Source organism: Streptomyces thermocarboxydovorans (assembly GCF_039524635.1).
Lineage (GTDB): Bacteria > Actinomycetota > Actinomycetes > Streptomycetales > Streptomycetaceae > Streptomyces > Streptomyces thermocarboxydovorans.
The window spans coordinates 1-14,212 of record NZ_BAAAGU010000025.1 but is presented as its reverse complement, the minus strand read 5'-3'; the positions used below and the strand labels follow the sequence as shown (position 1 = coordinate 14,212).

Annotated in this window: 9 protein-coding genes and 2 pseudogenes; 4 read left to right on the top strand and 7 right to left on the bottom strand. The window is 71.7% G+C overall.

Annotated elements, in window-relative coordinates:
* Positions 1 to 80: 80 nt before the first annotated feature.
* The 4 genes and pseudogenes from glpK to ABD198_RS30715 form a co-directional block, all read right to left on the bottom strand.
* Entirely contained in the window at positions 81 to 1,592 is a 1,512-nt protein-coding gene (glpK, locus tag ABD198_RS13595; protein ID WP_344000791.1) for a glycerol kinase GlpK, read from the bottom strand.
* A gap of 131 nt (positions 1,593 to 1,723) precedes the next feature.
* Complete coding sequence (locus ABD198_RS13590) at positions 1,724 to 2,449, bottom strand: MIP/aquaporin family protein (RefSeq protein WP_344000789.1); 726 nt, start codon at positions 2,447 to 2,449, stop codon at positions 1,724 to 1,726.
* A 479-nt stretch (positions 2,450 to 2,928) separates the two neighbouring features.
* Positions 2,929 to 3,588, bottom strand: a pseudogene (locus ABD198_RS13585) (thiolase C-terminal domain-containing protein); the annotation flags it as partial.
* A 385-nt stretch (positions 3,589 to 3,973) separates the two neighbouring features.
* Positions 3,974 to 4,288, bottom strand: a pseudogene (locus tag ABD198_RS30715) (zinc ribbon domain-containing protein); the annotation flags it as partial.
* Between ABD198_RS30715 and ABD198_RS13580 the strand changes: the two are divergent.
* Together ABD198_RS13580 and ABD198_RS13575 are read left to right on the top strand one after the other, a co-directional pair.
* Positions 4,287 to 5,117, top strand: coding sequence for a M15 family metallopeptidase (locus ABD198_RS13580; RefSeq protein WP_344000787.1), 831 nt, complete (start codon positions 4,287 to 4,289; stop codon positions 5,115 to 5,117). The pseudogene ABD198_RS30715 and the gene ABD198_RS13580 sit on opposite strands and share 2 nt — an antisense overlap.
* Before the next feature lie 47 nt (positions 5,118 to 5,164).
* Positions 5,165 to 5,695, top strand: a complete 531-nt coding sequence (locus ABD198_RS13575) for an NUDIX domain-containing protein (RefSeq protein WP_344000785.1) — start codon at positions 5,165 to 5,167, stop codon at positions 5,693 to 5,695.
* Between the two features lie 115 nt (positions 5,696 to 5,810).
* Here the strand turns inward: ABD198_RS13575 and ABD198_RS13570 are convergent, their stop codons facing one another.
* Positions 5,811 to 8,177 (bottom strand): glycoside hydrolase family 31 protein, encoded by a 2,367-nt coding sequence (locus tag ABD198_RS13570; protein ID WP_344000783.1) that lies wholly within the window; start codon positions 8,175 to 8,177, stop codon positions 5,811 to 5,813.
* A 212-nt stretch (positions 8,178 to 8,389) separates the two neighbouring features.
* Here ABD198_RS13570 and ABD198_RS13565 point away from each other — a divergent pair, with 212 nt between their 5' ends.
* Both ABD198_RS13565 and ABD198_RS13560 read left to right on the top strand, forming a co-directional pair.
* Positions 8,390 to 10,357 (top strand): acetoacetate--CoA ligase, encoded by a 1,968-nt coding sequence (locus ABD198_RS13565; protein WP_344000781.1) that lies wholly within the window; start codon positions 8,390 to 8,392, stop codon positions 10,355 to 10,357.
* 185 nt (positions 10,358 to 10,542) lie between these two features.
* Positions 10,543 to 11,454, top strand: coding sequence for a hypothetical protein (locus ABD198_RS13560; protein WP_344000779.1), 912 nt, complete (start codon positions 10,543 to 10,545; stop codon positions 11,452 to 11,454).
* Between the two features lie 139 nt (positions 11,455 to 11,593).
* Here ABD198_RS13560 and ptsP read toward each other — a convergent pair whose 3' ends face one another.
* Both ptsP and ABD198_RS13550 read right to left on the bottom strand, forming a co-directional pair.
* Entirely contained in the window at positions 11,594 to 13,264 is a 1,671-nt protein-coding gene (ptsP, locus tag ABD198_RS13555) for a phosphoenolpyruvate--protein phosphotransferase (RefSeq protein ID WP_344000776.1), read from the bottom strand.
* Positions 13,265 to 13,367: 103 nt separating this feature from the next.
* Positions 13,368 to 13,817 (bottom strand): PTS sugar transporter subunit IIA, encoded by a 450-nt coding sequence (locus ABD198_RS13550; protein WP_344000774.1) that lies wholly within the window; start codon positions 13,815 to 13,817, stop codon positions 13,368 to 13,370.
* Between the last annotated feature and the right edge of the window lie 395 nt (positions 13,818 to 14,212).

Here is a 14,212-nt window from a genome sequence, read left to right as displayed (position 1 = left end):
GCGGCCCGCACTGCCGCCGACCGGAGTGCGAGCAGCGGTCCGCTGTGACGTGCTTCCGCGGCCGTGCTTCCGGGCCCGGGTCAGTCGTCGTCGTCCTCGACCCAGCCGAAGCTGCGCTCCACCGCCTTGCGCCAGTTGTGGAACTCCCGGTCCCGCACCGACGCCTCCATGGCCGGCGTCCACTCGGCGTCCTTCTGCCAGTGCGACTTCAGCTCGTCCAGGTCGTTCCACACACCCGTGGCCAGCCCGGCGGCGTAGGCGGCGCCCAGGCAGGTCGTCTCCGACACCTTCGGCCGGATCACCGGCACCCCGAGCACGTCCGCCTGGTGCTGCATGAGCAGATTGTTCTTCGTCATGCCGCCGTCGACCTTCAGGGTGGTGATCTGCACCCCGGAGTCCTGGTACATGGCGTCCACGACCTCACGCGTCTGCCAGCTGGTCGCCTCCAGCACCGCACGCGCCAGATGCGCCTTGGTCACATACCGGGTGAGCCCGGTGATCACCCCGCGCGCGTCGGAACGCCAGTAGGGGGCGAACAGCCCGGAGAAGGCGGGCACGATGTATGCCCCGCCGTTGTCCTCGACGCTGGCCGCCAGCGGTTCGATCTCGTCCGCGGTGCGGATGATGCCGAGCTGGTCGCGGAACCACTGCACCAGCGCGCCCGTGATGGCGATCGCGCCCTCCAGGCAGTAGACGGGGGCCTCGTCGCCGATCTTGTAGCCCATCGTGGTCAGCAGGCCGCTCTTGGACGGCACCGGCCGGCTGCCGGTGTTGAGCAGCAGGAAGCTGCCCGTGCCGTAGGTGTTCTTCGCCGTGCCCACGTCGTAGCAGGCCTGCCCGAACACCGCCGCCTGCTGGTCGCCCAGCGCGGACGCCACCGGCACGCCGCTCAGCTGGCCCACGGCGGTGCCGTACACCTCGGCGGACGACCGGATCTCCGGCAGCATCGCCTCGGGCACGTTCATCGCCGAGAGGATGGACGGGTCCCACTGGAGCGTCTCCAGGTTCATCAGCATGGTCCGGCCGGCGTTGGTCACATCGGTGACATGGCGTCCGCCGTCGGTGCCGCCGGTGAGATTCCAGATGAGCCAGGAGTCGATGGTGCCGAAGGCGATCTCGCCGTTCTCCGCGCGGGCCCTGAGCCCGGGCACGTTCTCCAGCAGCCAGGCCGCCTTGGGCCCGGAGAAGTAGCTGGCCAGCGGCAGACCGGTCTGCTCGCGGAAGCGGTCCTGCCCGTCCGAGCCGCCGAGCTGGTTGCACAGGGCGGCCGTGCGGGTGTCCTGCCAGACGATCGCGTTGTGCACGGGTTTGCCGGTGGCGCGGTCCCACAGCACGGTGGTCTCGCGCTGGTTGGTGATGCCGAGCGCGCTGAGCTGGTCGGCGCGCAGCCCGGCCTTGGCGAGCGCACCGGCGACCACGGCCTGGACCTTGGACCAGATCTCGGTGGCGTCGTGCTCCACCCACCCCGGCTTGGGGAAGATCTGGCCGTGCTCGCGCTGGTCGACGGCCACGATCGCGCCGTCCTGGTTGAAGATGATGCAGCGGCTCGAGGTGGTTCCCTGATCGATCGCGGCGACGAACTTGTCCGTCATGACGTCCCCTTCGTCGGTTGGTGCTGAAGTGTCTGCGGTCCGTTCCGTTCCGTATCGGACGGTCTTGTGCGAGCACCGCCATCGGCTGAGGGGCCGCGGGCCCGCCGGCGCTCACGCCCGCGGGGGGTGGCTCAGAAGGCGGCGTTGAAGAGGAGCCCGGACAGAGCGGCGCCGATCATCGGCCCGACCACCGGTACCCAAGCGTACTCCCAATCCGAGGTGCCCTTGTTGGGGATCGGCAGCAGCGAGTGCACGATGCGAGGGCCCAGGTCACGGGCGGGGTTGATGGCGTATCCGGTGGGACCGCCGAGGGACAGACCGATGCCGACCACCAGGAACGAGACGATCAGGATCGCGGTGCCCGACTCGCCGAGCCCCTTGGTGAGGCCGAACGCCAGGATCGGCAGCACCAGGGCGATGGTCGCGATGATCTCGGTGACCAGGTTGGCGACGGGCTGGCGGATGGTCGGGGACGTGGAGAAGATCCCCAGCGTCGGCTGGGCTATGTCCTCCTCCGCGTTGGCCCGGAACTGCGCGTAGTAGACCAGCCAGCACAGGAAGGCGCCCAGCATCGCGCCCACCATCTGCCCGGCGACATAGATGTGGACCTGGTCCCAGTCCCCGGTGTCGATCGCGATGCCCAGGGTGACGGCGGGGTTGAGGTGTCCGCCGGACAGCGGCGCCGCGGTGTACGCCCCGGCCATCACGCCGAAGCCCCAGCCGAACGCGATGACGACCCAGCCGGCGTCCTTCGCCTTCGAATAGTTCAGGACGACCGCCGCGACGACACCGGCGCCGAAGAGGATCAGGATCGCTGTACCGATGATCTCGCCGACGAATACCTCTGCATTGCTCATGGCGACTCCTAGGCCCTGGCCCGGGACCAGCGGCCCCCGGACCTCACGTGCAGGGTGCGTTTCCCATGGCGACGTCGGCCGAAGGCAGAGAGAACCCGCGCCTCGCCCGGCGTCCATGACGAGCGTGCCGTCGCAGCCGAATCGCCCGTGGGGAGTGGGCCTTGACGCACGAGGGCCCCAGCAGCGGCGTGCCGGAAAACCGCCGAGATGTACGGCGAGGTCGACTGACACCGGAAGTGTTCCCCGGCGCCCGGAGGGCGTCAAGGAGGCCGACCGGATCGATTGCAGGGTGCCTTCCCGGCCACCGGGGAAACGATGCCAACGACCGGGTAACGATCGCCGGGGCGTCCCGTCCGCACGTCCGCCCGCACGTCGCGCCCGCGCCGGACGGCCGCGCGAAACCGGCAGGACAAACCCGGCACAGCCCGTGCGCGGACAGTGGCGGCGCACGTACCAGATGTGCCTGACGGCGGCCCCGCTCAGCGCACGACGATCACCGCCGACCCATGGCCGAACAGTCCCTGGTTCGCGCTGATGCCGACCCGCGCGCCGGCCACCTGCCGGGCACCGGCGGTGCCCCTCAGCTGCCAGGTCAGCTCGCACAACTGGGCGATCGCCTGCGCCGGGACCGCCTCGCCGAAGGAGGCCAGACCGCCGCTCATGTTCACGGGTATGCGCCCGCCGGCCGCCGTCGCCCCGGTCCGCAGCAGCTTGACCGCCTCGCCCGGCCCGCACAGCCCCAGATCCTCGTACCACTGCAGCTCCAGAGCGGTCGACAGGTCGTAGACCTCGGCCAGCGACAGGTCCTCCGGGCCGAGGCCCGCCTCCTCGTACGCGGCTCGCGCGATCGACTCCCGGAAGGTGACCGCGTCCGGCTCGACCGCCGCCGCGGAGTCGGTGGCGATGTCCGGCAGGTCCAGCACCGTGTCGGGGTAGCGCGGCGTCACGGTGGACACCGCCCGGATCCGTACCGGGTCCGTGACCCCGCGCCGCCGCGCGAACTCCATGCCGGCCAGGACCAGCGCCGCCCCGCCGTCCGAGGTCGCGCAGATGTCGAGCAGCCGCAGCGGGTCGGCGACCACCGGCGAGGCGGCGACCTCCCGCGCGGTGACCCGCTTTCGGTAGCGCGCGTACGGATTGCAGTTCCAGGTCGTCCAGACCGTCGCGGTGCCTTCGCCGTCCGAGTCGTCCTCGTCGTTCTCGCTGTCTTTTTTCTTTTCGTTGTCCACGTTGTCCACGTCGTCCACGTCGTCCACGTAGGACACCGGGGACGACCTCCACCTCCATGCCCACCGCCAGATCGGCGACGGTGACGCCGGGGGCCGCCTGGCCCAGCACCACCATCCGCTCGGCCTCCAGCTCCACCGCGATCAGCGGGCGCGGCTCCCACGGGACGTCCGGATCGCTCACATACGGCGCCGGGGGCCGGTACCGGCAGTCCGTGTACGACCAGATCCGCCCGTGCCGCGACAGGGCGACCTCCGCCAGGCCCTGCGCCCCGCAGACCGGGTTCCGGCAGGGGCCGTCCACCGGCGGGAAGAAGACGGAACCGCAGGCGGAACAGCGCGTGCCCAGCAGCCGGAAGCCGTTCCCTCCGTCTCCTCCGTCCCCTCCTGCGCCTCCGCCGTCTCCGTCGTCGAACCACCCCTCGACCACCGGCCACGCAACTGTGCCATGGCCCCTCCCGCGGTCTTTCCCGACGACGAGAACTGACAAAGAAGAAGATGCAGAGCTGACGATGAACCGGAACTGACGATGTGTCAGAAGTGTGCCAGCAGCGGCCCGCCGGCGACAGGTCCTTCCCCGGCCGGTCTTCTCCCTGATACATGCAGGGGACATGACACGACGACTTCTCTCCGCGGTCCGGTCCGCCACCGCGGTACGCGGACTGGTCACCACCCTCGCCGCCCTGCTGGCCACGACGGCCGCCTCCGCACCCGCCCGCGCGCACACCGAACCGAAGGCCCCCAAGGACTTCGTCGCGCTGAGCAGCGTCGACGCCACGATCATCCAGGAGATCCGCTACTTCACCCGCCACAACTTCGTCGGCCAGCGCATCGACGGCTACCGGCAGCCCATGTGCATCCTCACCCGGCCCGCCGCCCAGGCCCTCCACAAGGCGCAGCGGCAGCTGCTCCGCCGGGGCTACTCGCTCAAGGTCTACGACTGCTACCGCCCGCAGCGCGCGGTGGACCACTTCGTGCGCTGGGCCAAGGACCTGTCGGACCAGTCCATGAAGGACGAGTTCTACCCGCGGGTCGACAAGACCTGGCTGTTCGCCGACGGCTACATCGCCGAGAAGTCCGGCCACAGCCGCGGCTCCACCGTCGACCTCACCCTGGTGAAGCTCCCGGCCAAGCCGACCCGCCCCTACCGCCCCGGCGAACCGCTCACCCCCTGCTACGCGCCCAAGGACCAGCGCTTCCCGGACAACTCCGTCGACATGGGCACCGGCTACGACTGCTTCGACACCCTCAGCCACACCCTGGACCCCCGTATACAGGGCGAGCAGCGCGCCAACCGGCTGCTGCTGAAGAACACCCTGGAGAACCTCGGCTTCGTGAACCTCGCCGAGGAGTGGTGGCACTACACCTTCAAGCCGGAGGCGTACCCAGACACCTACTTCGACTTCCCGGTCTCCCGCCGGTCACTCACCGGCAACCGCTGAGCCGCCTCCCGGAGACGCCCGCCCGGTGATCGGATACAGTCCGCCGCGTGTCCGAAACTCACACCTCCGTTCCCGCACCGGACTCCCACTGTTCGAGCTGCGGCACGCCCTATGGAGAGGGCGTCTCCGGCTGGCCCCGCACCTGCGCCGCGTGCGGCACCGTCGCCCACCGCAACCCGCTGCCCGTCGCGGTGGCCCTCCAGCCCGTGTACGACACCCAGGGCACCGCCCTGGTCGTGATCACCCGCACCGTCGCCCCCGCACGCGGCGGAACGGCTCTGCCCGGCGGCTACATCGACGACCGCGAGGACTGGCGCCGGGCCGTGGTCCGCGAACTCAAGGAGGAGACGGGCATCGACGCGGCGAGCCGCGACGTCCGCCTCGCCGACGCGATGAGTTCCCCCGACGGCCACCTGCTCCTGTTCGGGCTCCTCCCGGAACGCCCCGTGGAGTCCCTGCCGCCCTCCGCCGCCACGCCCGAGACAGAGGGCTGGCACCTCCTGCGCCGCCCCCAGGAACTCGCCTTCCCCCTCCACACCCTGGCGGTCCGGGCCTGGTTCGAGGGGCGCTACATCTGACGCCCCCGGCGGACATCTGACCCCCGGCGGGCCGCCGCATCCCCTCCTCGGCGGCCCGCAACGGGAACTCCGGTCCGTAAGGGACCCCAACCGAGGGCGGCCCCTTCGGCCCCGCTCACCCCTCCCCGAGCCCGCGCACGCGCACCGGGTGGGCGGGCTCGCCCGCACCGGCGTCGCCCTCCCGCTCGACGACCAGGCGGGGGCCCGTCCAGCGGACGGTGTACCGCTCGATCTCCGCCTCGGCCCACCCCTGGCCGTCGTCCGGTACGACGAGTCCGCCGCCCGTCCGCCCCCGCGCCGGAGCCCACACCTCCAGCTCGAGCCCGCCGTCCTCCCCGAGCACCGGAATGACGGAGCCCCCGCGGGCGAACACCGGGATCCGGTCCAGGGGGGCCCCGACCAGGACCTGGGCCGGGCCCTGGTACGCCCGGCCCGTCCGCACGTCGTACCACCGCCCCGGCGGCAGCTGCACGGCCCGCCGGTCCGTGCCCGGATCCAGCACCGGCGCCACCAGCAGGCAGTCGCCCAGCAGGAAGGCGTCCTCGCAGTCGCGCAGCGCGCGCTCCTCGGGCGCCGGCCACCACAGCGGCCGCACCAGGGGCGCGCCGGTGCGCCGGGCGAGATGCGCCAGCGTCATGAAGTACGGCAGCAGGCGCCGGCGTTCGAGCAGCGCCGCCCGCGCGTGCTCCAGCACCTCGGGACCGAACTCCCAGGGCTCGCCCCGCCCCGCCCGCGGGCCGACCCGGGTGCGGAACAGCGGCAGGTACGCGCCCAGCTGGAACCACCGCAGGAACAGCTCCGGGGACGGGTCCCCGCCGAAGCCGCCGGCGTCCGCGCCGGAGAACGGCACCCCGCACAGGCCGAGCCCCATGACCAGCCCCAGCGAGGCCCGCAGCCCCGGCCAGCCCGTCGCCACGCGGCCCAGCCACGCACCGCCGTACCGCTGCAACCCGGCCCACCCCGAACGGGAGAGAACCAGCGGCCGTTCCTCCGGCGCCAGCTTCCGCAGGCCCTCGTACGCCGCCCGCGACAGGCACAGCCCGTAGACGTTGTGCGCCTCCCGGTGGTCCCCGCCCCGCCCGTCCAGCGCGTGCCGCGCCGAGCGGGGGAGTGTGGGCTCGCCGAAGGCCGCGAACGACGTCGGCTCGTCCCGGTCGTGCCAGAAACCCGTGAACCCCTGCGCCAGCCGCTCCGCGTACAGACCGCCCCACCACTCCCGCACATCCGCCCGCGTGACATCCGGGAAGACCACCTCGCCGGGCCAGGAGACGCCCCGCACCACCGCGCCCGAGGCCTCCCGCACGAACGCGTCCTGCGCCGTCCCCTCCTCGAACACCGCGTTCTCGGCAACGGCGGGCACTGCGGGATCCACCACCGACACCAGCCGCACCCCGTCGCGCCGCAGGTCCTCGGCGAGGCCCGGGAGTCCGGGGAACAGCTCCCGGTCGACGGTGAACCCCTGCTGGGCCTGGTGATGGTCGATGTCGAGATGGAGGACGTCGAGCGGCAGCCCGCGCTCCCGGTAGCCGGCGACCAGCCGCCGCACCTCGCGCTCGTCGTCCAGACCCCACCGCGCGTGATGGTGCCCGAACGCCCACGCCGGCGGCAGCGCGGGCGCGCCCGTGAGCGAGGCCCAGGCCAGCAGCACCCGGGCAGGGGTGCCCTGCATCACCCAGCACCGCAGCGGGCCGCCGTCCATGCGCAGCTCGCTCGTCCCCGCCCGGTCGTGGCCGGACCCCTCGCCCTCCTCGCCCTCGCGCAACGTCACCCGGCCGTCCCACGAATTGTCGTGGAACACCAGGTGCGTGCCCGCAGCGGCCACCACCAGTTGCACCGGCATCGTCAGATGCAGCGGATCGTCGGGCGGCCCGAACGCCCGACCGGGGTCGGTGTTCCACAGACGGTAGGTGCCGTCCCGCAGCCGGGGCCCGCACGCCCGGCCGCCCAGCCCGAAGAAGCGCGCGTCCGCCGCCACCTCCGAGCGCTGCATCCAGCGCGCCGGACCGCCGCCGACCGGCTCCCACCAGCGCGGGGGCAGATCCCGCCGCAGCGTCGCGCCGCCCGGCGTGCGCACCTCCACCGCGCCGTGCCGCGACACCGCGACGGTCACCCGCTCGGCCACCACCCGCCAGCCGCCGTCCTTGTCCGGCTCCAGCACCGCCCGCGGATCCGCGTCCGGGCAGCGGCCCCCCAGCGCGTACGAGGGCTCCGGCTCCGCCCCGTCCCAGCCCCAGAACGCCGCCCCGTTGACCGCCACCATGATCCGCAGCCGGGCCCGGCCGAACTGGACGATGCCACCCCCGGGCTCCGGCGTCACCTCCCGCAGCACACCGGGCACCCGGGCCCGCTCCCGACCGCGAGGAGGCAGTCCGGTGGCATCGGCCCGCCGCCTGCGCCACGCTGCTCGTACGGTACGCAACCCCTGCGCCGCCCTCACCCAATCGACCGCCTGTATCGAACGCACCAGGTCACGACCGTTCATGCTGCTCACCCTGCCACTGACCGCGCTCGGCAGATGTGGCGTTCAACTCCCGTTCACCCGTGATGGGACCACACCGCCACGACGCGGACTATGTGGGGTGCACCCTGGTGCTGAAGTCGATCACATGGCATCGTCCGTGTCAGCCGCGTCACGCGCACACCCCAGCCCGTGCGCGGAGGACGCACACGACGCGCACAGTCCGGGAGCCGTACATGTCGACCCTGAACCCCCAGCCGCTCTGGCAGCCCGATCCGGAGCGCATCGCTCAGGCACAGGTGACCAAGTTCCAGGCCTGGGCAGCGGAGCACCACGGCGCCCCCGCCGACGGCGGGTACCCGGCGCTGCACCGCTGGTCCGTGGAGGAGCTGGAGACGTTCTGGCAGGCGGTCACCGAGTGGTTCGACGTCCGCTTCTCCACTCCCTGCAGCCGCGTGCTGGGCGACCGCTCGATGCCCGGCGCCCAGTGGTTCCCCGGCGCGACCCTCAACTACGCCGAGCACGCCCTGCGGGCCGCCGAGGACCGGGCCGACCAGCCGGCCCTGCTGCACGTCGACGAGACCCATGAGGCCCGCCCGGTCACCTGGGCCGAGCTGCGCCGCCAGGTCGGCTCCCTCGCGGCCGAACTGCGCGCCCTCGGCGTACGCCCCGGAGACCGCGTCAGCGGCTACCTGCCGAACATCCCGCAGGCCGTCGTCGCCCTGCTCGCCACCGCCGCGGTCGGCGGCGTATGGACCTCCTGCGCACCCGACTTCGGCGCCCGCAGCGTCCTGGACCGCTTCCAGCAGGTGGAACCGGTCGTCCTGTTCACCGTCGACGGATACCGCTACGGCGGCAAGGAGCACGACCGCCGCGAGATCGTCGCCGAACTGCGCCGCGAACTGCCCTCGCTGCGCGCCGTCGTGCACATCCCGCTGCTCGGCACCGAGGCCCCCGACGGCGCCCTGGACTGGTCGGCCCTCACCGCCGCCGACACCGAACCGGAATTCGAGCAGGTGCCCTTCGACCACCCGCTGTGGGTGCTCTACTCCTCCGGCACCACCGGGCTGCCCAAGGCCATCGTCCAGTCCCAGGGCGGCATCCTGGTCGAGCACCTCAAGCAGCTCGGACTCCACTGCGACCTCGGCCCCGAGGACCGCTTCTTCTGGTACACCTCGACCGGCTGGATGATGTGGAACTTCCTCGTCTCCGGCCTCCTCACCGGCACCACGATCGTCCTGTACGACGGCAGCCCCGGCTACCCCGACACCGGCGCCCAGTGGCGGGTCGCCGAACGCACCGGCGCCACCCTCTTCGGCACATCCGCCGCCTACGTCATGGCCTGCCGCAAGGCCGAGGTGCACCCGGGGCGCGACCACGACCTGTCCGCGGTCAAGTGCGTCGCCACCACCGGCTCCCCGCTGCCCCCCGACGGCTTCCGCTGGCTGCACGACGAGGTCCGCGACGACCTGTGGATCGCCTCGGTCAGCGGCGGCACCGACGTCTGCTCCTGCTTCGCGGGCGCCGTACCGACCCTCCCCGTGTACGTGGGCGAACTGCAGGCCGCCTGCCTCGGCACCGATCTGCAGTCCTGGGACCCGAGCGGCAAGCCCCTCACCGACGAGGTCGGCGAGCTCGTCGTCACCAACCCCATGCCGTCCATGCCGATCCACTTCTGGAACGACCCCGACGGCAGCCGCTACCGCGACAGCTACTTCTCCGTCTATCCCGGCGTCTGGCGCCACGGCGACTGGATCACCATCACCTCACGGGGCTCGGTGATCATCCACGGCCGCTCCGACTCCACGCTCAACCGCCAGGGCGTCCGCATGGGCTCGGCCGACATCTACGAGGTCGTCGAACGCCTCCCCGAGATCAAGGAGTCCCTCGTCGTCGGCATCGAACAGCCCGACGGCGGCTACTGGATGCCCCTCTTCGTCCACCTGGCACCGGGCGCCCGGCTCGACGACGCCCTGCTCAACCGCATCAAGCAGACCATCCGGGAACAGCTCTCGCCCCGCCACGTCCCCGACGAGATCATCGAGGTGCCCGGAGTTCCGCACACCCTCACCGGCAAGCGCATCGAGGTCCCGGTCAAGCGCCTCCTGCAGGGCACCCCGCTGGAGAAGGCCGTCAACCCCGGCTCCATCGACAACCTCGACCTGCTCACCTTCTACGAGGACCTGGCCCGCAAGCGCGCCTGATCAGAACCCGCAAGCGCGCCTGATCAGAGAATCAGGCGACCATCCCCCGTACCGGCCCCGGACCCGCCCCGTCACAGGCGACCAGTCCGTGGCCGGCCGGTCTCCTCATCTCCGCGACCGGACGTCGTTGTCAGTGCCCCCGATTACTGTGAGTGAGCATTGATCGACCGTGCACAGGGGGACACATGACGCACACCGACCGCCGGAGCCTGCGACGAGCCCTGCGGCGAGAGATCGCCGGCACCATCGGCCTGCTCACCGACGAGCACGACTTCTCCGCCATGCGGCGCTACCGCAGCTTCACCTTCCACGACCACACCGCATACCTGGAACACGTCGAAGCGGTCCTCAGGACCCGGGCCCGGCAGGGCAGCCACACCTCGGTCGCCCTCTTCGACCCCGAGGACTACACGGACTACTGCGCCCGGCACGGCCTCGACCCCGACAGCCCGACCAGCCGCACCCGCTTCACCGCCGGACTCGCCACCACCGGCCCCACCGTCCCCTACGACGGACAGCCGCTCGCCGACCTCCTGCCCACCCTCGTGGACGAGGCCATCCGCCAGGCGACCTGGGAGTACGCGACCACCCTCCTCAGCCGCCTCGGCGCCTGCGCCTCCTGCGGGGAGGACCTGGGCCGCGCCGCCTTCACCCGCGCCGCACACCTGCTGACCCGCATCCTCGACACCGCCCCGCCGGGCCGGCGGCACCTGGTGTGCAACATCTCCGGCCCACCCGAACCCCTGGTCGCCGTCCTCCACGCCGACGACCTCACCGACGATCCCGCCGGCGCCCTCACCGCCCGGCTGGAACTGGACGAGGCCGAAGCCCTCGAGTTCACCTCCGTACTGGCGGTCGGGCTGGCCACCGACAGCCCCGGCGGACTCGTCATGCGCACCATGGCCCCCGGCAGTCCCGACCGCGTCTACGGCTGGCGCCTGCGCGCCCACACGCTGGAGCCCCTCACCGCCGCCGAGGTCTTCGACGCCTACTGCACCGACATCGAGACCGGAGACCTCATCGCGCCCGAGTCCAACGTCGACTACTGCGCACCCCCCGACCTGGACCCCGGCCCGGACACACCCCACCACCACTGAAAACCGCAACGGCACCCAGGCGCACGACGAAGGGGCGCCCCACCTCAAGGTGGAGCGCCCCTTCGACCCGACGACCACAAGCCCACGACGACCACAGGGGCCCGACCTCTGCGGCCGCCCTCAGGCCACGTGTCGGCGGCTACTCGCCCGACAGCACCGCCTGCGCCGCGCGCCGCGCCTCGTCCGCACTGTCCGCGGCCCGCGCCGCTGCGGCCGCACGCTCGCACTGCGCCAGCGTGTACTTCGCCAGCGTCGCCCGCACATATGGAATCGACGCGGCACCCATGGAGAGAGAGGTGACACCCAGACCGGTCAGCACACACGCCAGCTGCGGATCCGAGGCGGCCTCACCGCAGACGCCGCAGCTCTTGCCCTCGGCCTTCGCCGCCTCCGCCGCCAGCGCCACCAGATCCAGCAGCGCCGGCTGCCACGGGTCCTGGTACCGGGACACCGCGCCCACCTGCCGGTCGGCGGCGAAGGTGTACTGCGCGAGATCGTTCGTGCCCAGCGACAGGAACTCGACCTCCTGCAGCACCGAGCGGGCGCGCAGCGCGGCCGAGGGAATCTCGACCATCGCACCGAACTTCGCCCGCAGCCCGGCCTCCCGGCACGCCTCCGCGAACGCCCTGGCATCGGCGCGGTCCGCCACCATCGGCGCCATGACCTCGAGATACACGGGCAGCCCCTCAGCCGCCCGGGCCAGCGCGGTCAGCTGGGTGCGCAGCACCTCCGGGTGGTCCAGCAGGGTGCGCAGCCCCCGCACGCCCAGCGCCGGGTTCGGCTCGTCGCCAGGGGTGAGGAAGTCCAGCGGCTTGTCCGCGCCCGCATCCAGCACCCGCACCACCACACGGCCCTCGGGGAACGCCTCGAGCACCTGACGGTAGGCCGCGATCTGCTTCTCCTCGGAAGGAGCCTGCTTGTTGTCGTCCAGGAACAGGAACTCGGTACGGAAGAGACCGACGCCCTCGGCGCCCGCCTCGACGGCCGCCTCCACATCCCCCGGACCACCGATGTTCGCCAGCAGCGGCACCTTGTGCCCGTCGGCCGTCGCACCCGGCCCGGTGGCCGCGGCCAGCGCCGCCTTCCGCTCGGCGGCGGCAGCCTCCAGCTGCGCCTTCTTCTCCTCGCTCGGATTCACGAAGACCTCGCCGCTGCTGCCGTCCACGGCGATCACCGTTCCCTCGGCGATCTCACCCGCGCCCGGCAGCGCCACCACGGCCGGCACCCCGAGGGCCCGCGCCAGGATCGCGCTGTGACTGGTCGGCCCCCCCTCCTCGGTCACGAAGCCGAGCACCAGCGTCGGATCCAGCAGCGCCGTGTCGGCCGGCGCCAGATCCCGGGCCACCAGCACATACGGCCGGTCGCTGTCCGGGACACCCGGCATCGGAACACCGAGAAGCCGGGCGACTATGCGGTTCCGCACGTCGTCCAGGTCGGCCACCCGGCCCGCCAGGTACTCACCGGCCCCGGCCAGCAGCTCGCGGTAGGCGGCGAACGCGTCGTACACCGCACGCTCGGCCGTGCTGCCGACGGCGATCCGCCGCTCCACGTCCGCCATCAGCTCGGGGTCCTGCGCCATCAGGGCCTGTGCCTCGAGCACGGCCTGCGCCTCCCCGCCCGCCAGATTGCCGCGCGCCGTCAGATCGGCCGCCACCGCCTCCACGGCCTTGCGAGCGCGCCCCTGTTCGCGCTCGGCCTCCTCCGCGGGAATCTGCTTGGCCGGCGGTTCGAGGACCGCGGTTCCCATGTGCCGGACCTCGCCGATGGCCACCCCGTGGCTCACGCCGACGCCTCGCAGCGTTGTCTCCATCTCACCCGTCTCCGTTAGTGCGGCGGGCCCCGCCACCGCGTTGGTTGTCGTACGTGCCGTCACGGACGGCGAGTGACGTCGCCCCGGACGTCACCTCCTCACGTCAGTTCCAGAGGAAGAGACTGTCGCCGGCCTTGACGTCGCCCTCCTCGCGCAGCTCCGAGAGCGCCTCCGCGGTGGCCTCCAGGGCGACGACCGGGCACACGGGGGACTTGCCGGCGGCCTCGACGGCGGCCGGGTCCCAGCGGACGATGCTCTGTCCGCGCTTGACGGTGTCGCCCTTGTTGACGAGCAGCTGGAAGCCCTCGCCATTGAGCTGCACCGTGTCGATACCGAGGTGCGTCAGCACGCCGTGGCCGTTCTCGTCCACGACCACGAAGGCGTGCGGGTGCAGGGAGACGATCACGCCGTCGACCGGTGAGACGGCCTCGGAGGGCTTGCGGACCGGGTCGATGGCGGTGCCCGGGCCGACCATGGCCCCGGAGAAGACCGGATCGGGCACCGCCACCAGCCCGATGGCATGTCCTTCGAGCGGGGACGTCACGGTGGTCATGGAAAACCTCCCAGGGGTGGAGATCTGCATGGAGGCCGTCACTGCCTGTCGCTGACGACGCACTGTGCAGCAGGGTATGTCATATGAAGTACCGATTCCGGGCGGATGGTGCCGGTGTGGTCTAGACTAGAGGTCTAGACCACCTACGATAATCGATTTGCACGCCATCCGCGACCCCGTGTACAGTCGTCAGTCCTGCCTGGGGATGAAAGGCTGATCTCGAGCCCCGACCCAGAGCAGCAAACCAATCTCTTCAGGATCCTCTCCGAGGCCCCTTCCGCATGCCTGCAGGACGGTGGTCAAGGAGACGGAAAAACACTGATAGAGTCGGAAACACCGAAGGGAAGCGCCCGGAGGAAAGCCCGAGAGGGTGAGTACGAAGGAAGCGTCCGTTC